This window comes from Streptomyces sp. NPDC058092, assembly GCF_042884935.1.
Classification (GTDB): Bacteria; Actinomycetota; Actinomycetes; order Streptomycetales; family Streptomycetaceae; genus Streptomyces.
The window spans coordinates 361,736-379,983 of the sequence record NZ_JBHVSY010000006.1 but is presented as its reverse complement, the minus strand read 5'-3'; the positions used below and the strand labels follow the sequence as shown (position 1 = coordinate 379,983).

16 protein-coding genes and 1 pseudogene are annotated in these 18,248 nt (G+C 70.9%); 6 read left to right on the top strand and 11 right to left on the bottom strand.

Going from position 1 to position 18,248, the window contains the following annotated elements; all coding sequences use genetic code 11:
• Positions 1-163: 163 nt before the first annotated feature.
• From ACFVV1_RS13505 to ACFVV1_RS13475, 7 genes are all read right to left on the bottom strand, one after another.
• A complete protein-coding gene (locus tag ACFVV1_RS13505; protein ID WP_384459053.1) occupies positions 164-949 on the bottom strand; it encodes an ABC transporter ATP-binding protein in 786 nt (261 codons plus the stop codon).
• Positions 942-1,871 (bottom strand): ABC transporter permease, encoded by a 930-nt coding sequence (locus ACFVV1_RS13500; protein ID WP_389989053.1) that lies wholly within the window; start codon positions 1,869-1,871, stop codon positions 942-944. Before ACFVV1_RS13500 ends, ACFVV1_RS13505 begins: the two co-directional genes overlap by 8 nt.
• 107 nt (positions 1,872-1,978) lie before the next feature.
• Positions 1,979-2,851 (bottom strand): glycosyltransferase family 2 protein, encoded by an 873-nt coding sequence (locus ACFVV1_RS13495; RefSeq protein ID WP_389989089.1) that lies wholly within the window; start codon positions 2,849-2,851, stop codon positions 1,979-1,981.
• 8 nt (positions 2,852-2,859) lie between these two features.
• A complete protein-coding gene (locus ACFVV1_RS13490) occupies positions 2,860-3,639 on the bottom strand; it encodes a CDP-alcohol phosphatidyltransferase family protein (RefSeq protein ID WP_389989051.1) in 780 nt (259 codons plus the stop codon).
• The gene (locus ACFVV1_RS13485; RefSeq protein ID WP_389989050.1) at positions 3,617-4,678 is read right to left on the bottom strand and encodes an iron-containing alcohol dehydrogenase family protein; all 1,062 of its coding nucleotides are present in this window, start codon (positions 4,676-4,678) and stop codon (positions 3,617-3,619) included. Before ACFVV1_RS13485 ends, ACFVV1_RS13490 begins: the two co-directional genes overlap by 23 nt.
• A complete protein-coding gene (locus ACFVV1_RS13480) occupies positions 4,666-5,403 on the bottom strand; it encodes a sugar phosphate nucleotidyltransferase (RefSeq protein WP_389989048.1) in 738 nt (245 codons plus the stop codon). Before ACFVV1_RS13480 ends, ACFVV1_RS13485 begins: the two co-directional genes overlap by 13 nt.
• The gene (locus ACFVV1_RS13475; RefSeq protein WP_389989087.1) at positions 5,400-7,172 is read right to left on the bottom strand and encodes a DUF5941 domain-containing protein; all 1,773 of its coding nucleotides are present in this window, start codon (positions 7,170-7,172) and stop codon (positions 5,400-5,402) included. Before ACFVV1_RS13475 ends, ACFVV1_RS13480 begins: the two co-directional genes overlap by 4 nt.
• 675 nt (positions 7,173-7,847) lie before the next feature.
• On the opposite strand from ACFVV1_RS13475, the gene ACFVV1_RS13470 reads away from it, so the two are divergent.
• The 3 genes and pseudogenes from ACFVV1_RS13470 (at position 7,848) to idi (ending at position 10,541) form a co-directional block, all read left to right on the top strand.
• Positions 7,848-8,789, top strand: a complete 942-nt coding sequence (locus ACFVV1_RS13470; RefSeq protein ID WP_389989046.1) for a cation diffusion facilitator family transporter — start codon at positions 7,848-7,850, stop codon at positions 8,787-8,789.
• 208 nt (positions 8,790-8,997) lie between these two features.
• A pseudogene (locus ACFVV1_RS13465) lies at positions 8,998-9,802 on the top strand (methyltransferase domain-containing protein).
• Between the two features lie 145 nt (positions 9,803-9,947).
• A complete protein-coding gene (idi, locus tag ACFVV1_RS13460) occupies positions 9,948-10,541 on the top strand; it encodes an isopentenyl-diphosphate Delta-isomerase (protein WP_389989044.1) in 594 nt (197 codons plus the stop codon).
• A 39-nt stretch (positions 10,542-10,580) separates the two neighbouring features.
• Here the strand turns inward: idi and ACFVV1_RS13455 are convergent, their stop codons facing one another.
• Together ACFVV1_RS13455 and ACFVV1_RS13450 are read right to left on the bottom strand one after the other, a co-directional pair.
• Complete coding sequence (locus ACFVV1_RS13455) at positions 10,581-11,036, bottom strand: ATP-binding protein (RefSeq protein ID WP_389989042.1); 456 nt, start codon at positions 11,034-11,036, stop codon at positions 10,581-10,583.
• Positions 11,037-11,180: 144 nt separating this feature from the next.
• Positions 11,181-11,804, bottom strand: coding sequence for an HdeD family acid-resistance protein (locus ACFVV1_RS13450; protein WP_389989040.1), 624 nt, complete (start codon positions 11,802-11,804; stop codon positions 11,181-11,183).
• 80 nt (positions 11,805-11,884) lie between these two features.
• Here ACFVV1_RS13450 and ACFVV1_RS13445 point away from each other — a divergent pair, with 80 nt between their 5' ends.
• Positions 11,885-12,643, top strand: coding sequence for an enoyl-CoA hydratase/isomerase family protein (locus ACFVV1_RS13445; RefSeq protein WP_389989038.1), 759 nt, complete (start codon positions 11,885-11,887; stop codon positions 12,641-12,643).
• Between the two features lie 11 nt (positions 12,644-12,654).
• On the opposite strand, the gene ACFVV1_RS13440 is transcribed toward ACFVV1_RS13445, so the two are convergent.
• Positions 12,655-13,290: a DJ-1/PfpI family protein gene (locus ACFVV1_RS13440; protein WP_389989036.1), complete on the bottom strand. Its 636-nt coding sequence runs from the start codon at positions 13,288-13,290 to the stop codon at positions 12,655-12,657.
• A 45-nt stretch (positions 13,291-13,335) separates the two neighbouring features.
• Positions 13,336-14,298 (bottom strand): GlxA family transcriptional regulator, encoded by a 963-nt coding sequence (locus tag ACFVV1_RS13435; protein ID WP_389989034.1) that lies wholly within the window; start codon positions 14,296-14,298, stop codon positions 13,336-13,338.
• Between the two features lie 134 nt (positions 14,299-14,432).
• Between ACFVV1_RS13435 and ACFVV1_RS13430 the strand changes: the two genes are divergently transcribed.
• Together ACFVV1_RS13430 and ACFVV1_RS13425 are read left to right on the top strand one after the other, a co-directional pair.
• Positions 14,433-15,296, top strand: a complete 864-nt coding sequence (locus ACFVV1_RS13430; protein WP_389989032.1) for a hypothetical protein — start codon at positions 14,433-14,435, stop codon at positions 15,294-15,296.
• Positions 15,297-15,654: 358 nt separating this feature from the next.
• The gene (locus ACFVV1_RS13425; protein ID WP_389989030.1) at positions 15,655-18,102 is read left to right on the top strand and encodes a Tex family protein; all 2,448 of its coding nucleotides are present in this window, start codon (positions 15,655-15,657) and stop codon (positions 18,100-18,102) included.
• Positions 18,103-18,248 lie beyond the last annotated feature (146 nt).

Genomic DNA, 18,248 nt, shown 5'->3' with positions numbered 1-18,248 from the left:
GCGCGCACGTAATTCCACGACCGCGGGGGGTTGTATCTGTGGGGGGGGGCGCCCCGCGGGGGGCGCCGCCCGGCGGGGGGCACCGGGGGCCCCCACCCCGCGGCGCCCCCCCCGGTAGTTTCCGGGCGGCGCCCGCGACCGTGTCACGGGACCGAAAGACCCGCTATTTGCCGGTCTCGCGCTCGTACGCCTTGAGGACCTCGTCCGTCGGACCGTCCATCAGCAGCTCACCCTTTTCCAGCCAGAGCACCCGGTCGCAGGTGTCCCTGATGGACTTGTTGCTGTGGCTGACCAGGAAGACGGTGCCCGCCTCCTTACGGAGTTCCCTGATGCGCTTCTCGGAGCGGATCTGGAACTTGCGGTCGCCGGTGGCCAGCGCCTCGTCGATCATGAGGACGTCGTGGTTCTTCGCGGCGGCGATGGAGAAACGCAGCCGGGCGGCCATTCCGGAGGAGTACGTCCGCATGGGCAGGGTGATGAAGTCGCCCTTCTCGTTGATGCCGGAGAAGTCGACGATCCCCTGGTAGCGCTCGCGGATCTCCTCGCGCGACATGCCCATCGCGAGGCCGCCGAGCACGACGTTGCGCTCGCCGGTCAGATCGCTCATCAGCGCCGCGTTGACCCCGAGCAGCGACGGCTGGCCGTCCGTGTACACCTTGCCGTGCTCGGTCGGCAGCAGCCCGGCGATGGCCCGCAGCAGGGTCGACTTGCCGGAGCCGTTCGTCCCGATGAGGCCGATGGCCTCGCCGCGGTAGGCGGTGAAGGAGACGCCGCGGACAGCGTGCACCTTCCGTACGCCGCGCGCCTCGCCCTTGCCGCGGCGCAGTATCCGGCTGAGCGCCGCGGTGGCGCTGCCCTTGCCACCGCCGGCGCCGTTGACCCGGTACACGATGTGCACGTCGTCGGCGATGACGGTGGGGACGCGCCCTGAAGTGTTGTCGTCAGCCACGGCCGTACCGTTCCTCTGCCTTCCAGAAGTACACGAAGCCCACCAGGCCGACGAGGACCGCCCAGGCGAGCGCCACGATCCAGACGTGCGCCGGCAGGTTGCCCGAGCCGTAGCCGTCGATCAGCGCGAAGCGGATCAGGTCCATGTAGATGGCCGCGGGGTTGTACTGCAGCACATCGGCGATCCAGTCCGGCTTGTCCTTGAGCATCACCGGGATGGAGAACATGACGCCCGACGCGTACATCCAGGTCCGCATGACGAACGGCATGAGCTGGGCGAGGTCGGGGGTCTTGCTGCCCAGCCTGGCCATGATCAGCGCCAGGCCGGTGTTGAAGAAGAACTGCATGGCCAGCGCCGGAATGATCAGCAGCCAGGAGAGACTCGGGTAGCTGCCGAAGGCGATGGCCACGACCGCGAGCACGAGCATCGAGTACAGCAGCTGCTGGAGCTGCTGCAGCGAGAACGAGACGGGCAGCGAGGCGCGCGGGAAGTGCAGCGCCCGGACCAGCCCCAGGTTGCCGGAGATGGCCCGCACACCCGCCATCACCGAGCTCTGGGTGAAGGTGAAGACGAAGACTCCGGTCACCAGGAACGGGATGAAGACCTCCTGGGGCATCCCCTTCCGGGTCCCCAGGATCAGCCCGAAGATCAGGTAGTAGACGAGAGCGTTGAGCAGCGGCGTGGCCACCTGCCACAGCTGGCCGAGCTTCGCCTGGCTGTACTGGGCGGTCAGCTTCGCTCGGGAGAACGCCAGGATGAAGTGGCGCCGGCCCCAGAGCTGCCGGATGTACTCGAAGAGCCCTGGCCGGGCGCCGCTCACCGTCAGGCCGTACTTGGCGGCCCTCTCGGCCGCGCTCAGGCCACGGTCGGCGGATGGTGGGGTGCTCAGTGCGACCGCACCATCATGGGTTGTGTCACTCACCAGATGAAACTCTCGTATTCAAGATGCGCAGCCAGTCGCGGGCGCGGCTCGGAGCGGACAGGTCCCGTGGAGAAGAAGTACGTCTCATGCTCTCAGAGGAGAGCCTCTCAGATCACGGGAGGTCGACCCAGCCTGGTCAGCCGCCACACGGTGCGCCATCTCATCGGACGGCGGGCGCCGCAGGGCGTGGACCAGCCTTCCCGGAAACCGCCGAACCATGCCTTCAGGGCCGGGCCGGAGGGCTTGCGGAGCAGGGTCAGCAGCAGCCACACGCCGAGGTAGACGGGGACCAGCGGCGCGGGCAGGTTGCGCCGGGCCAGCCACACCCGGTTGCGGGCCACCATGCGGTGGTACACCGCGTGCCGTGACGGGGCGGTGGCCGGGTGGTCGAGGACCATGTCCGCGCGGTAGTCGATCATCCAGCCCGCGTCCAGTGCCCGCCAGGCGAGGTCCGTCTCCTCGTGCGCGTAGAAGAACTGGCCCGGCAGCGGCCCGACGTCGGCGATGACCTTGGTACGTACGGCGTTGGCGCCGCCGAGGAAGGTCGTCACCCGCGAGGAGCGCATCGGGTCGGAGGCCCGCAGCCGCGGCACGTGGCGGCGCTGCGTGACACCGGTGTCGGGGTCGGCGATGCGGAAGCTGATGATGCCCAGCTCGGGGTCGGCGTCGAAGGCCTGCCGGCACAGCTCGGCGGTGTCGGTGAGCGGCAGCAGTCCGTCGTCGTCGAGGAAGAGCAGGGCGTCCACATCGGCGCCGGACGGGCCGAAGGCCTCGATCCCGACGTTGCGGCCGCCGGGGATGCCCAGGTTCTCGGGCAGTTCGACGGTGCGTACGCCCGCGGGGACGTCCGGTACGGGGGCGCCGTTGCCGACGACCACCACCTCGATCCGGTCGCCGTCCTGCTTGGCGACGGAATCGAGGAGGGCACGCAGCTCTGCGGGGCGGTTGCCCATCGTGATGACGACCGCGCCGAGCTTCATCGGATTGCTCACTTCAGCCTGCTCGACGCCAGGATCGACACGAGGTGCAGCAAGGTCTGCAGCAGGGCGATGCCGGCCAGTACCGCGACCATGAGACGGCTGAAGAACAGATCGTCCCTGACCGCGTCGAGGACCGCCGCCACCAGGATCACCAGCGACGCCTCGATGCCGAGGATCAGCCGGTGGAACTTGAGCGCGCCGGCGGCCCGGCGGGCGAGCGCCATGCCGGACGAGCGCGGCTCGGAGGCGGCCTCCTCGACCGGCGGCAGACCGCCCTGGTGGCGTGCGACGCCGACGAGGTCGGTCTCGGCCTTGATCAGGATGGCGCCGAGGGCCGCCAGAGTGCCCAGGAAGGCCCACAGCCAGTCGATCCGTCCGGAGCCCCACAGATCGGCGGCGCGCAGGCCGAAGCCGACCAGCACGGCGGCGTCGCAGAGATACGCGGCGACGCGGTCCATGTAGACCCCGCCCAGTGAGAACTGCTTCTTCCAGCGAGCCACCTCGCCGTCGACACAGTCGAACAGCAGGTAGAGCTGGACCATGAGGACGCCGAGCAGCGCTCCGGGAATGCCGGGCACGAGCAGCGCCGGCGCGGCGAGCACGCCCGCGACGGTCATCACGTAGGTCAGCTGGTTGGGCGTGATCCTGGTGTTCACCAGGTGCCGGTCCACGCGCAGGGAGATCTCGCGCATGTAGAGCCGACCCGCCCAGTGTTCGCCGCTGCGCCGGTCCTTCACGCCCGCAGGGTGCACGACCGGACGGAGTTCAGCTATGGATGGCTTTTGCATAGTCGGCGTACGCGTCCCTGATCTGGTCGGTGGACAGGTTGAGGTGTTCCAGGATCGTGAAGCGTCCCGGGCGGGTCTGCGGGGCGTAGTCGACGGCCTGGACGAACTCGTCGGCGGTGAAGCCGATCTCTTCGGGCAGGACGGGCAGACCGTGACGGCGCAGGGTGGCCGCCATGAGCAGCGACTCCTCGCGCGCACCGCGCAGGTGCATGGCGAAGCAGGCGCCGAGGCCGACCTGCTCGCCGTGGCTCGCCGCACGCTTGGGGTACAGCAGGTCGAAGGCGTGGTTGATCTCGTGGCAGGCGCCCGAGGCGGGCCGGGAGTCCCCGGCGACCGACATGGAGATGCCGGTCAGCACGAGGCCCTCGGCCAGCACCTTGAGGAAGGCGTCGTCGCCGATCCCGCCGGGGTGGCGCAGCACGGCCTCGCCGGCCTGCCGGGCCATGGCCGCGGCGAGTCCGTCGATCTCCTCGCCCTTGACCTCGTGGGCGAGTTCCCAGTCGGCCACGCAGGAGATGTTGGAGACCGCGTCGCCGATGCCGGAGCGCACGAAACGGGCCGGTGCCTCGCGGACGACGTCGAGGTCGATGACGACGGCGATCGGGGTGGGGACGCCGTAGGAGCCCCGGCCGTTGTCGTTGTCCAGTGTCGCGACGGGCGAGCAGAGACCGTCGTGCGCGAGGTTCGTCGCCACCGCGACCATGGGCAGGCCGACGCGTGCCGCGGCGTACTTCGCCACGTCGACGATCTTGCCGCCACCGAGGCCGACCACCGCGTCGTAGCGGTTGCCCCTGATGCCGTCGGCGAGCTTGACGGCCGAGTCGAGGGTGCCGTCGGCGACCGGGTACCAGTGGGCGCCGGGCAGCGCGGGCGCCAGCCGCTCGCGCAGGGCCCGCCCCGAACCGTCGCTGATCGCGACGGCCAGCTTGCCGGAGGCGGAGATCCGCTGGTCGGCGAGGAGGCCGGCCAGATCGTCCAGGGCGCCGCGACGGATGTCGACGACGGCCGGGGACGGAATGAGCCGGGTCAGTACTGGCACGCGATCTCACGGCCCTTCGCGAGGTCGTCGTGGTTGTCGATCTCCACCCACGTCACTTCGCCGATGGGGGCCACGTCGACGGTGAAGCCGCGGTTCACGAGCTCCTGGTAGCCGTCCTCGTAGTAGAGGTCGGGGTCGCGCTCGAACGTGGCCTTCAGGGCGTCGGCGAGCTCAGCGGCGGCCTCCGGCTCGATGAGGGTGACGCCGATGTACTCGCCGGTCGCGGTGGCCGGGTCCATCAGCTTCGTGATGCGCCGCACACCCTTGCCGCCCTCGGTGATGACCTTCATCTCCTCGTCGGCGAGGTGCTTCACCGTATCGAGGGCGAGAATTATCTTCTGGCCGTCGCCGCGGGCGGCAAGCAGGGTCTTCTCGACGGAGACCGGGTGGACGGTGTCGCCGTTGGCCAGGATCACGCCGCGCGTCAGGACGTCACGGGCGCACCACAGGGAGTAGGCGTTGTTCCACTCCTCGGCCTTGTCGTTGTCGATCAGGGTGAGGGTGACGCCGTACTTGGCCTCCAGCTCGGCCTTGCGGTCGTACACGGCTTCCTTGCGGTACCCGACGACGACGGCGACCTCGGTGAGGCCGATCTCCGCGAAGTTCGCCAGCGTGAGGTCCAGCACCGTCTTCTCGCCGTCGACAGGCACGAGGGCCTTCGGGAGCGTGTCGGTGTAGGGGCGCAGACGCCGTCCTGCACCGGCTGCCAGTACGAGGCCGATCATGCGGGTTCTCCTTCGTCGTGAACGGCGGGTGCTCCGGAGGACACCCAGAAGCGGATGGACTCCACGAGGACCACCAGTGCCACAGCCGCTGCGAGAGCGGTGAGTGCCACGGTGAAAGCTGAATGCCGGGTGAATACGGCGGCGAGTACGGCCACCACCAGGGTGCGGCCCTCGTGCCCACCGATCGTGCGTACCAGCCACTGGGGCGGCGCGCCGGTGCCGCCGCGAATGCGGTACACGGTGTCGTAGTGATGGTAGGCGACGGCCGAGACCAGCCCGAAGGCTGCGGGAAGGGCTCCCGGGACATCGCTGCGGGCGGCGAGGACGAGGATGGTGCAGTACTCCGCCGCCCTGAATATCGGGGGTACGAGCCAGTCGAGGGCGCCCTTGAGGGGGTGGGCCACTGCCATGCCCGAGCAGATCGCGTAGAAGACCGCAGCGAAGATCATCTGCTTGCTGCCGAACGGCTGCTGCAGCGCGGCGGCGATCAGTGCCCCCGCGCCGACGAGCGCGATCACGGGTGCGCTCCAGGCGCCCCCGATCCGGGGGCCCCGTGCCGCCACGATCTGGGCGAGGGGGCCGGAGTCGGTCAGGTCGGCGAGTGCGCGGGCGGCTCGGTTGGTGCGCTCCGCCTTGCGGGTCAGCGAACGCAGCAGGCGGCCCGCGGTGGTGTAGCAGGCGGCGAAGGAGCAGCCGATGAGCAGGGCGTAGAAGACGATCCGGGGCGTGGTCACCGCGGTCAGTACCGCGATCATCGCCCAGCGCTCGCCGATCGGCAGCACTATCATCCGGCGCAGCCAGACCGTCCAGCCGACGCTGTCGAGCCGGTCGGAGAGGGCTGCCGTGGGGCTCGAGTTGGCCACCGCGTCGTGGTTGGCCTCGTTGAACGAGAAGTCGATGACGTGGCGGCAGGCCTGGAGCACCATCGCGCCGAGGGCCAGTGCCCAGACGTCGTCGCCGCCGCGGGCGGCGCCGAGCGCGAGGCCCGCGTAGTACGCGTACTCCTTGGCCCGGTCGAAGGTGGCGTCCAGCCAGGCGCCCATCGTCGAGTACTGCAGCGAGTAGCGGGCGAGCTGCCCGTCGGTGCAGTCCAGGACGAACGAGAAGAGCAGCAGCAGTCCGGCGGCGATGTAGCCGCCGCGGGTGCCGGTCGCCGCGCTGCCCGCCGCGATCAGCGCGGTGAGCAGGGACGCGGTGGTGACCTGGTTCGGGGTGAGGCCGCGGCGGGCACACCAGCGGGCGATGTAGCGGGAGTACGGGCTGATGAAGAACGTGGTGAAGAAGCCGTCGTGGGCCTTCACGGCGCTGCGCAGCCGTACCGCCTCGTCGTCGACCGCGGCGAGGCCGCTCTGCGCTGCGGCACGCGAGGGTTCGTCGACCGGTACGGCGGCGACCAGCGAGCCGAGCTCGGGGCGCTGCACGGGGGTTCCTTCGGCGTCCATGGTGACGGCGAGGCGGCCCGGCACGGTGCGGTCGGTGACCGTCGCCGTGTTGCCCGGACCGGTCGGGACGCCCGCGCCGACGGCCGCGGCGGTGGTGTTCAAGGCCCGGACGAGCGCGGAGCGCGCCTCCGGCTGCGCGGTGAGCGCGCCGGGGACGGCGGCGGCGGGGAAGCGCGGGTCGGTGAGTCCGAGCCGGAGGGCGTGGACGTGGCCGACGAAACGGGGATCGACCAGTGCGACGCGGCGGTCGGCGGGGACGTCGCCGAGCAGCCGTGCGGCCTCGGTCACATCGGCGGCGACCTGTACGTCGAAGCCCAGCGACCGCAGATCGTCCGCGAGCGACGATCCGGGTACCGGTGCACCGGTGAGGATGGCGGTCGACAGACGAACTCACTCCTTGGTGCTGACGGGGTCGGCGCGCGACAGTGCGGCCCGGAAGCGGGCCGGCGGCACGTCGGCAGAGGCTATCGGATGAACGGAAGTGGGAGTTCACTGCCCGTTTGTGCTCCGTTCGGGGTGGACCGGCATGATGCGGCGCCGCCCGCGATCATCATCGTCGATCCCGGCCTCGCCTGACAAAACGCGGCGGCGCGGGCCCGGGGCCTCCCGTCCGGATCAGGACCGGAGGGCAGACCCTCGGGTGACCCGTTCCGGCGGCCGTGCCGCTGATCCGGGGCCCGGTGGCCGACCGGGTACCGGCCACCGAGTACGCCGGTGCCGGTGTGATGCATCTCCATGTCGCGGACCTCGCCGTCGCCCGGCCCGGGGTGCGAGAGAGGGGCGATTCGGCCTGCGAGAGCTGGCGACCGCGCCTTCCCGAGGCACGCGGCAACTGAGCCGTCAGTGATCGCTCCACAGCTCTGACCTGCGACCATTTCCGCAGGTCAGAGCATATGACAACGGTGTTCAGTACCGTGTTGCCCGATACCCCCCACCCGTAGTTGACTGACAGTGCTCGGGCGGATCGCGTCCGAGTCCGCACTACGACCGGGAGGCGTCCCCATGGGGGCAGGGCACGACCACGGGCACACACACGGCGGGCCGCCGCCCACCGGCACGGCAGCCGCCGCGTACAAGGGACGGCTGCGGATCGCGCTGTGCATCACGCTCACCGTGACGGTCCTGGAGGTCGTCGGCGGGCTGCTCTCCGGCTCCCTCGCCCTCATCGCCGACTCGGCCCACATGGCGACCGATGCCCTGGGCCTGGGCATGGCGCTGCTGGCGATCCACTTCGCCAACCGGCCGGCCGGGCTCAACCGCACCTTCGGCTTCGCCCGCGCCGAGATCCTCGCCGCCCTGGCCAACTGTCTGCTGCTGCTCGGCGTGGGCGGCTATCTGCTCTTCGAGGCGGTCCAGCGCTTCATCACCCCGGCCGAGACGAGGGGCGGGCTGACGATCGCCTTCGCCCTGGTCGGCCTGGTGGCCAACATGGTCTCCCTGTCGCTGCTGCTCCGCGGGCAGAAGGACAGCATCAATGTGCGCGGCGCCTACCTGGAGGTGCTCGCGGACACGCTCGGCTCCTTCGCCGTACTGCTCTCGGCGGGAATCATCCTGGCCACCGGCTGGCAGGCCGCCGACCCGATCGCCTCGCTGGTGATCGGTCTGATGATCGTCCCCCGTACGGTGAAGCTGCTCCGGGAGACGCTGAATGTGCTGCTCGAGGCGGCGCCCAAGGGCGTCGACATGGGTGAGGTAAGGGCCCACATCACCGCCCTGCCCGGAGTGCTGGACGTCCATGACCTGCATGCCTGGACGATCACGTCGGGGATGCCGGTGCTCTCCGCCCATGTGGTGGTGCGCCAGGACATGCTGGACTCGATCGGCCACGAGAAGCTGCTCCATGAACTGCAGGGCTGCCTCGGCGTCCACTTCGACGTGGAGCACTGCACCTTCCAGCTGGAGCCGAGCGGCCATGCCGAGCACGAGGCCAGGCTCTGCCACTGAACTGCCGTTCAGCACCGCCGTGTAGGGTGTCGGCGAGGCGAAGGGCCTCCCCGTGTCCGAGAGAGGAGCTGAGGTCGATGACCGTCGCGACGGCGCCCGCCCGGCGCAGCATCCGGTCCGTCCTCATCTTCTGGGCCCTCGGCTAGCACCCCGGCTCACACCGGGTCGGCACGTTGGCCGGAGCCCTCGTACACAAGGGTTTCCCACGGTGACCGACAACGATCACGCCGCCCGTTGCGAGGCGTTCTTCTCCCTGCGCCACAGCCTTCCCCGGCGGAGTCCCGGTTCCGATGCCACCACTCGGCAGCTGCTGGAGCTCGCCGGCCCGCTGCCGCGCAGTCCGCGCGTCCTGGATCCGGGTTGCGGGCCCGGCCGCGCCGCGCTGCTGCTCGCCGCCGGGGCGGGCGCCGAGGTGACCGCCGTCGATCTCCACGAGCCGTTCCTCGGCGAACGGCGCGAAGCGGCGGCTGCTCGCGGGCTCGGCGGCCGCATCCGTACGGTCAGGGCCGACCTGGCCGAGCTCTCCGGCCCCGACTTCCCGGACGGGTCGTTCGACCTCGTCCGGGCCGAGGGGTCCGCGTACATCATCGGTTTCGACACCGCGCTGCGTGACGGGAAGCGGCTGCTCGCCCCGGGCGGCACCCTCGTCGTCTCCGAGTGCGTCCGGACGACGGACGCGCCGACCGACGAGGCCCGCGCCTTCTTGGAGCAGGAGACGTCGATACGCCCCGTGGCGGCCAACGCCGCGGCGGCCGGCTACCACGTCCTCGGCGTGCGCCGGTCAGGCCGTGGTGCGGGCCGTGCTCGACGCGGCCCGGCTGCGGGGCGAGTCACTCGTCCTGGTGCTCGGTCATCCCGGGTACTACCCGGGGTTCGGGTTCCTACCGGCGTCCCGCTACGGGATCCGGCCGGGCTTCGACGTCCCGGACGAAGCGATGATGGCCCTGGTGCTCGACGACTCCGTGCCGGTGCCGCACGGCACGATCCGCTACCCGGCGGCCTTCGGCGTCTGACGTGCCGTCCGGCCCGCCGCGCCACGGGGCACGGCGGGGCCGGACATGCAGGACCCGAAGTGCGGACAAGCGGCTTTTGTACGGCAGACTTGAGCGGAATCGACGGGACCGGCGCACGGGGCCGGGACCATAGCGAAGGATGGGTATGCCGACCACACCAGCCACCGCGGCGAACAGCTCGTCGAACGGCACAGCAGAAGCGATCATGCTCGAACTGGTCGATGAGAACGGCACCACCATCGGTACGGCGGAGAAGCTCGCCGCCCATCAGCCGCCCGGTCAACTGCACCGGGCCTTCTCGGTGTTCCTCTTCGACGAGCAGGGCAGGCTGCTCCTGCAGCGCCGCGCGCTCGGCAAGTACCACTCCCCCGGCGTCTGGTCGAACACCTGCTGCGGCCACCCCTACCCGGGCGAGGCGCCCTTCGCCGCCGCCGCCCGGCGTACGTACGAGGAGCTGGGGATCTCGCCCTCGCTGATGGCCGAGGCGGGCACGGTCCGCTACAACCATCCCGACCCGGCCTCCGGCCTGGTGGAGCAGGAGTTCAATCACCTCTTCGTGGGCATGGCACAGGACCGGCTGCACCTGGACCCGGAGGAAGTCGGCGAGACCGCGTTCGTGACGGCCGACGAGCTGGCCGAACGGCATGCGCGGGCGCCGTTCTCGGCCTGGTTCATGACGGTGCTGGATGCCGCACGGCCGGCGATCAGGGAGCTGACCGGACCGTCCGCCGGCTGGTAGCGGGCGGGCGGCACCGGATGTCGCAGCGGTTACGGGTGGTCAGAGTCGCGGTCTCAGCGGCAGCGCCGCCCAGATGATCTTTCCGCCGCCTGCGGTGTGTTCCACATCGCAGGCGCCGCCCGCTTCCCGGGTGATCTCCCGGACCAGCAGCAGGCCGCGGCCGCCGGTCTGCGCGTAGTCCGTCTCCAGGGCCGTCGGCCGGTAGGGATGGTTGTCCTCGACGGACACCCTGACCCATTCCGCTCCGACAGCCACCTCGACGGCGAGCTCCGGCGAGAGCAGCGCGGCATGCTTCACGGCATTGGTGACCAGCTCGGAGACGATGAGCAGCAGGCCCTCGGCGACGTCCGCGTCCAGCGGCACGCCCTGGCGGTTCAGCAGATCGCGTACGGCATGCCTGGCCTGCGGTACGGAGACGTCCACGGCCGGGGCGGTGAACCGCCAGACTCCCTCGTACGACACGGGCCGGGCGGGGACACTCCCGCGGCTCTCCATAGTCCGGTACCCGCTCTCCACTCGGTGGTGACTGCACGTCGAGTACAGAGTGCGGGGCGTAGTCGGTCCGGCTCGTGCTACTGAACAGAAGTCGACTTCTATCGACTTCTATCGACAGAACTTGACCGGACACACACGAATGCGTCAGCTCTTTGAGCGTTTCGGACGCTCTCCGCCGGGTGTGCCCGGCAGCTCTCCGCTCGTCTGCTGATCCGAGACCATGGAGACCACATGACGGCCGCCGACCCCGATCGCGATCAGGCCGAGCCCGTCGAAGAGCAGCGCCAGCGAGAAGAACAGGCCGAGTACGTAGAGGCTGCTGTGCGGCCAGTCGAAGAGCACCAGCAGCCCGAGGAGCAGGCCGAAGGCTCCTTGCAGCAGCGTCCAGCCGAACTGCGGGCCGCGCACCACGACGCTGCCGACCAGCCGGAACACCCCACCGGTCAGGAAGAGCAGCGCGGCGAACATGGTCAGTGCCTCGGCCGTGCCGTGCGGATGGTGGATGACCACGACTCCGGCGGCGATGTTCAGCGCGGCGACCACGACGCCCAGCCAGAAGAAGTTCGTGCCGCGGGACTCGATGGCGTGCAGCAGCCCGACGATGCCGCCGATCAGCAGCAGCCAGCCGAACAGGAGCATCGAGGTGAGCGTCGCGACGCCGGTGTACACGAGGCCGACCAGACCGGCCACGACGAGAAGGATGCCGAGCAGTGCCAGCCAGCCGAAACTGCGGCTCAGCTTCTTGCCCTCGGCTGCGGGACCGGCCACGGGAAGCTCCTCACGGTGCGTGCCTGTTCGGCGACCCCTTCTTGATCATAGGTTCGAACCGTACGGATAGCATCCGGCGCATGGACCGTACGGAACCCCGGCTGAAGCACACCGTCGCGGACGGTGCGGCGACGGTCGTCATCAGCAATCCCGCCAAACGCAACGCGATGACCGCCGGGATGTGGAGCGCGCTGCCCGGTCTGCTGGAGCGGCTGGCCACCGACGCCGCGGTCCGGGTGCTGGTGCTGACGGGCGCCGGGAACACCTTCTGCGCCGGGGCGGACATCTCCTCGCTCCGGGATCCGGCGGGCGATCCGCAGGCGCTCGCCGTGGCCGCCGAGGAGTCCCTCGCCGCGTTCCCCCGGCCGACGCTCGCGGCGATCCGCGGCTACTGCGTGGGCGGCGGCAGCCAGCTCGCGGCCGCCTGCGATCTGCGGTTCGCCGAGGAGGGCGCGTCGTTCGGCGTCACACCGGCCAAACTCGGGATCGTGTACCCGGCGTCGTCGACCCGGCGGCTGGTGGCGCTGACCGGCCCGGCCACGGCGAAGCATCTGCTGTTCTCGGGCGAGCTGATCGACACCGCGCGGGCGCTGCGGACCGGTCTGGTGGACGAGGTGCTGCCGGCCGGTGAGCTGGACAAGCGGGTCGACGCGTACGTACGCACGCTGGCGGCGCGCTCGCAGCTGACGCAGGCGGCGGCGAAGGAGTTCGCCACCGGCCGCGAGGACCGGGACGACTACTGGGCGGAGCAGGCGCGCCGCAGCGGCGACACCGCGGAGGGTGTCGCCGCCTTTCTGGAGCGGCGCGCGCCGCGCTTCACCTGGACGACCGGGCCGTAACGCCCTTGCGCCTACTGGAGGATGAAGCGGCTCGCGGCGCGGAACTTCTCGACCAGCGCCGCCGGGGCCTTCGCGGGCGAGCCGGCGTCGTACGGCGGCTGCGGGTCGTACTCGGACAGCAGCTGCACGGACATGGCGTGCTCGTCGCCCGCGATGCGGCCGAGCAGGGTGAGTCCCATGTCGATGCCGGAGGAGACACCGGCCGCCGTGACGTACTTGCCGTCGACGACGACGCGTTCGCCGGTCGGTTCGGCACCGAAGTTCTTCAGGGAGTGCAGCGCGAGCCAGTGCGAGGTGGCGCGCCGGCCCGTCAGCAGTCCGGCCGCGGCAAGCAGCAGGGACCCGGTGCAGACGGAGGTGGTCCAGGTGCTGGTGGCGTCGGCGGTGCGCAGCCAGCCGAGCAGCGCCTCGTTCTCCATCTGGTCGCTCTGGCCGGGGCCGCCGGGGACGACCAGCACGTCCGGCGCCGGTACGTCGGCCAGGGTCCTGTCGGCGACCAGCGCGAGGCTGCCGTTGTCGTTGCGCACGGGCCCGGTCCGTTCGGCGACGAACACGGTCTGTGCGCCGGGGGTGCGGGCGAGCATTTCGTAGGGGCCCACGGCGTCGAGTGAGGTGAAGCGCTCGAAGAGGAGGATGGCGATCTGCATGGCGTTGCCTTTCGGCCGGTCGTGAGTGGGTTGCGGAGCGGTTGGTCAGTGGGTGGCCGGCTGGGCGCGGAAGCGCCGGCGGTATTCGGCGGGTGCCGTGCCGAGGGCCTTGATGAACGCGCGGCGCATGGCCTCGGGGGTGCCGTAGCCGCAGGCGCGCGAGATGCCGCTGACGCCGTCGGTGGTGTCCTCCAGCAGCCGGCGGGCGTGTTCGAGGCGTACGCGGTCGACGTATCGGCCCGGTGTGAGGCCCGTCTCGGCCTGGAAGGCGCGGGCGAAGTGGCGGGGCGAGAGCCGGGCGCGGGCGGCGAGTGCCTCGACGGTGAGGTCGTCGCCGGGGTGTTCGGTGATCCAGTGCTGGACCTCGCGCAGCGGTTCGCGGCGGGCGGTCTGTGCGGTGAGCTGGGCGCTGAACTGCGCCTGGTTCCCGGGCCTGCGCAGAAAGACCACGAGGTGGCGGGCGATCGTGAGCGCGATGTCCCGGCCGTGGTCCTCCTCGACGAGGGCGAGTGCGAGGTCGATGCCGGCGGTGACCCCGGCGGAGGTGGCCAGCCTGCCGTCGCGTACGAAGATCGGGTCCGGGTCGACCTCGACGGCCGGGTAGCTGCGGGCGAGATGGTCGCAGACCGTCCAGTGCGTGGTCACCCGGTGCCCGTCCAGCAGGCCGGCCGCGGCGAGCAGCAGCGCCCCCGTGCAGACGGAGACGAGCCGCTCGGCAAGCGGGGCGTGGCCGCGCAGCCAGTCGATCAGCGCCGGGTCGGGGTCACGGGTGCCCTGACCGCCGGGGACGAGGAGGATGTGCGGCGGTGCGGCGTCGGCGAGGCTGCCGTCGGGGACGAGCGTCAGGCCGCTGCTCGTACGGACCGGCGCGCCGTCGAGGGAGGCGGTACGCAGTTCGTACGTGGCCCCGGGGAAGTGGGAGGCCCCGGCGAAGACCTCCACGGGGCCGGTCACATCGAGGCTCTGAACGCCGTCGAAGAGGACGACGAGTACGGATCGCTGCGTCATGACTGCCATCCTGGGCAGCCGGGACCATGGCCGCAATGACGAATAACCCACCTTTTCCGCCATGCCGAAAGCCGCGCGGAATGGACGTCCCCCCGGGGTTAGGGGTCGTACCGACCAGTCGGTAACGTGCCTGCATGAGTACTCTGCCGCCGCGCGCCGGACGCCGCTGCCACAACGCCATCAACCCGTTGCACTCGACGGTCTACTTCTCCCCCGACCTCGGCGAGGAGCTCGGGAAACTCGGGATCGACGATTCGAACGCCGCCTACGTCGCCGCGCGCGCGGCGGCGCTGGGCGCCGTCGGCCCCGGCACGGTCACCGCGACCTTCTACAACTTCAACCACGATCTCGTCGCCCGGCATCTGCCCGCCGTGTGGTCCGTCGCGTCACCGCAGGCGGTTCTGGACGCCCGGCTGCGCGCCGCCGACGCCACGTTGCGCCGGCTGCTGGGCGCGGAGAGCATCGCCTCCCCCGAAATGGCCGAGGCGGCCGGGCTGGCGCTGCGCGCCGCCGAGGCGTGCACCCGACACGCCCGGCCGCTCTACGCCGCCCACGCCGATCTGCCGGTGCCCGAGCAGCCGCACCTGGCGTACTGGCACGCCGGGACGCTGCTGCGCGAGCACCGCGGCGACGGCCATCTCGCGGCTCTCCTCGCGGCCGGTCTCGATCCGGTGGAGGCCCTGGTCAGCCACACCGCGACCGGCAAGGGGATGAACCCGCGCTGGGTCCTCGCCACCCGAGGCTGGCGCCGCAGCGACTGGGAGGAGGCCTCCGAGCGGCTGCGTGGGCGTGGACTCCTGGACGGCGAGGGCGAGTTGACGGAGGCGGGCGTCGCACTGCGGGCGGATCTGGAGGAGGCCACGGACCGGATGGACCGCGCCCCGTACGAGCATCTGGGCGCGGAGGGGGTGGAACGGCTGACCGAACTCGCGCGCGGATTCCTGTTCACGGCCGCCTCGGCGGGCGCGTTCCCAAAGGACCTGATCGGCAAGGGCTGAGCGGCACCGGCCCACGGTCGGCCGGGGTCTTACGTTTGGACCAGGCCGGATCAGGGAGCGGCCCGCCGCGGAGCGGCCGATGTCACCGTGGTGCCGTGCATCGCACGGCGGAGGCAAGGAACCCGATGGGGTCTTCCCTGGTCGAGCGGAGCCGAGAGCTCGGGGAAGACCGACGACAACGCGGCGCGGCGCGGTGCCGGGACACGCGAGCCCGACATGATCCGAACGAGAGGCCCTGGGGTGGTCGGGCGACACAGCGCCCGACCACCCGGCACAATGCAGGCGAAGGGGCCCCGCCCCGGCAAGCACAGCCAGTAGAGCCAGTACAGCCAGTACGAGAAGGCGAGTCGGTAGAACCGTGACGACGTCCATCGAAGGCAGGATCGCCGAGGAACTCGGCGTACGCGAGCGGCAGGTGAAGGCGGCCGTCGAGCTGCTCGACGGCGGGTCGACCGTGCCGTTCATCGCGCGCTACCGCAAGGAAGCGACCGAGATGCTCGACGACGCGCAGCTGCGCACGCTCGAGGAGCGGCTGCGGTATCTGCGGGAGCTGGAGGACCGCCGTGCGGCGATCCTCGACTCGGTACGCGAGCAGGGCAAGCTCGACGAGGCACTGGAGGCGCAGATCCGGGCCGCCGACACCAAGGCGCGCCTTGAGGACATCTATCTGCCGTTCAAGCCCAAGCGGCGCACGAAGGCCCAGATCGCCAGGGAGGCGGGGCTCGAACCGCTCGCGGACGGTCTGCTCGGCGACCCCTCGGTGGAACCGCTGACCGCTGCCGCCGCCTTCGTCGACGCCGACAAGGGCGTCGCGGACGGTGCGGCGGCGCTGGAGGGGGCCCGCGCCATCCTCACCGAGCGGTTCTCGGAGGACGCCGATCTGATCGGTGAGCTGCGTGAACGCATGTGGTCGCGCGGGCGGCTGGCCGCCAAGGTACGGGACGGCAAGGAGGAGGCAGGGGCGAAGTTCGCCGACTACTTCGACTTCACCGAGCCGTTCACCGCACTGCCCTCGCACCGGGTGCTCGCGATGCTGCGGGGCGAGAAGGAGGACGTGCTCGACCTGGTCCTGGAGCCGGAGGAGCCGTCCGAGACGCCCGGCCCCTCGACGTACGAGAACATGGTCGCCCGGCGCTTCGGAGTCGGTGACCGCGGCCGCCCCGGCGACAAGTGGCTCGCCGACACGGTGCGCTGGGCCTGGCGGACCCGGATCCTGGTGCATCTCGGCATCGATCTGCGGCTGCGGCTGCGTACGGCGGCGGAGGACGAGGCGGTACGGGTCTTCGCGTCGAACCTGCGCGATCTGCTGCTCGCCGCACCGGCCGGGACGCGGGCCACACTGGGGCTCGACCCCGGTTTCCGTACGGGTGTGAAGGTCGCCGTCGTCGACGCGACCGGCAAGGTCGTCGCGACGGATGTCATCCACCCGCACGTCCCGGCGAACAAGTGGGACCAGGCGCTGGCCAAGCTGGAGCAGCTGGCGAAGGCGCACGACGTCGACCTGATCGCGATCGGCAACGGCACGGCGTCCCGCGAGACCGACAAGCTCGCCGGTGAACTCATCGACAAGCACCCCGAGTTGAAGCTCACCAAGGTGATGGTGTCGGAGGCCGGCGCGTCGGTGTACTCGGCTTCGGCCTTCGCCTCGCAGGAACTCCCCGACATGGACGTTTCGTTGCGCGGCGCAGTTTCGATCGCGCGACGCCTTCAGGACCCTCTCGCGGAGCTGGTGAAGATCGACCCGAAGTCGATCGGTGTCGGCCAGTACCAGCACGACCTGTCCGAGGTGAAGCTGTCGCGCTCACTGGACGCCGTCGTCGAGGACTGCGTGAACGGTGTCGGCGTCGACGTCAACACCGCGTCGGCGCCGCTGCTTTCGCGGGTTTCGGGGATCGGCTCGGGCCTCGCCGAGAACATCGTCACGCACCGTGACGCGAACGGTCCCTTCCGTTCGCGAAAGGCGCTCAAGGATGTGACGCGGCTGGGCCCGAAGGCGTACGAGCAGTGCGCGGGCTTCCTGCGCATCCGGGGCGACGACCCGCTGGACGCGTCGAGCGTGCACCCGGAGGCGTACCCGGTGGTGCGGGCGATGGTGAAGCGGACGGGCGGTGACGTCGCCTCGCTGATCGGCAACACGAGTGTGCTGCGATCGCTGCGCGCCGATGACTTCGTGGACGAGAAGTTCGGTCTGCCGACGGTCACCGACATCCTGAAGGAGCTGGAGAAGCCGGGGCGCGACCCGCGTCCCGCGTTCAAGACGGCCACCTTCAAGGAGGGCGTCGAGAAGATCGGTGATCTGGCGTCCGGGATGGTGCTGGAGGGCGTCGTCACCAACGTCGCGGCGTTCGGCGCGTTCGTGGACATCGGTGTGCACCAGGACGGCCTGGTGCATGTGTCGGCGATGTCGCGCACGTTCGTGAAGGACCCGAGGGATGTCGTGAAGCCGGGCGACATCGTGAAGGTCAAGGTCATGGATGTCGACATCCCGCGGAAGCGGATCTCGTTGACGTTGCGGCTGGACGACGAGGCGTCGGCCGGGGGCGCGTCCCAGGGCGGGGGGCCCAGGCGGGAGCGGGCCGAACGGGGCGAGCGGGGCGAGCGGGGCGGCCAAGGAAGTGGCAAGGCCGGCCGGCCGCCGCGGCAGCGCCAGGGACAGGGGCAGGGTGGTCAGGAGCGTGACCGGCGCGGCGGCGGCGGTGGGGGCGGCTCCGCTCGTCCGGTGCCCGCACCGGTGAACAGTGCGATGGCGGATGCGTTGCGGCGGGCCGGGCTGACGGATCCGAAGCAGGGCGGCAAGAGGGGCTGATGTCGGGGGGGGGGGGGGGGGGGGGGGGGGGGGGGCGCCCCCCCCCGGGGGGGGGGGGGGGGGGGGTGGGGGGGGGGGGGGGGGGGCCGGGGGCCCCCGCCCCCGGACCCCGCCCCTCACACGCCGGAGAGTCTCAAAAGACGTCC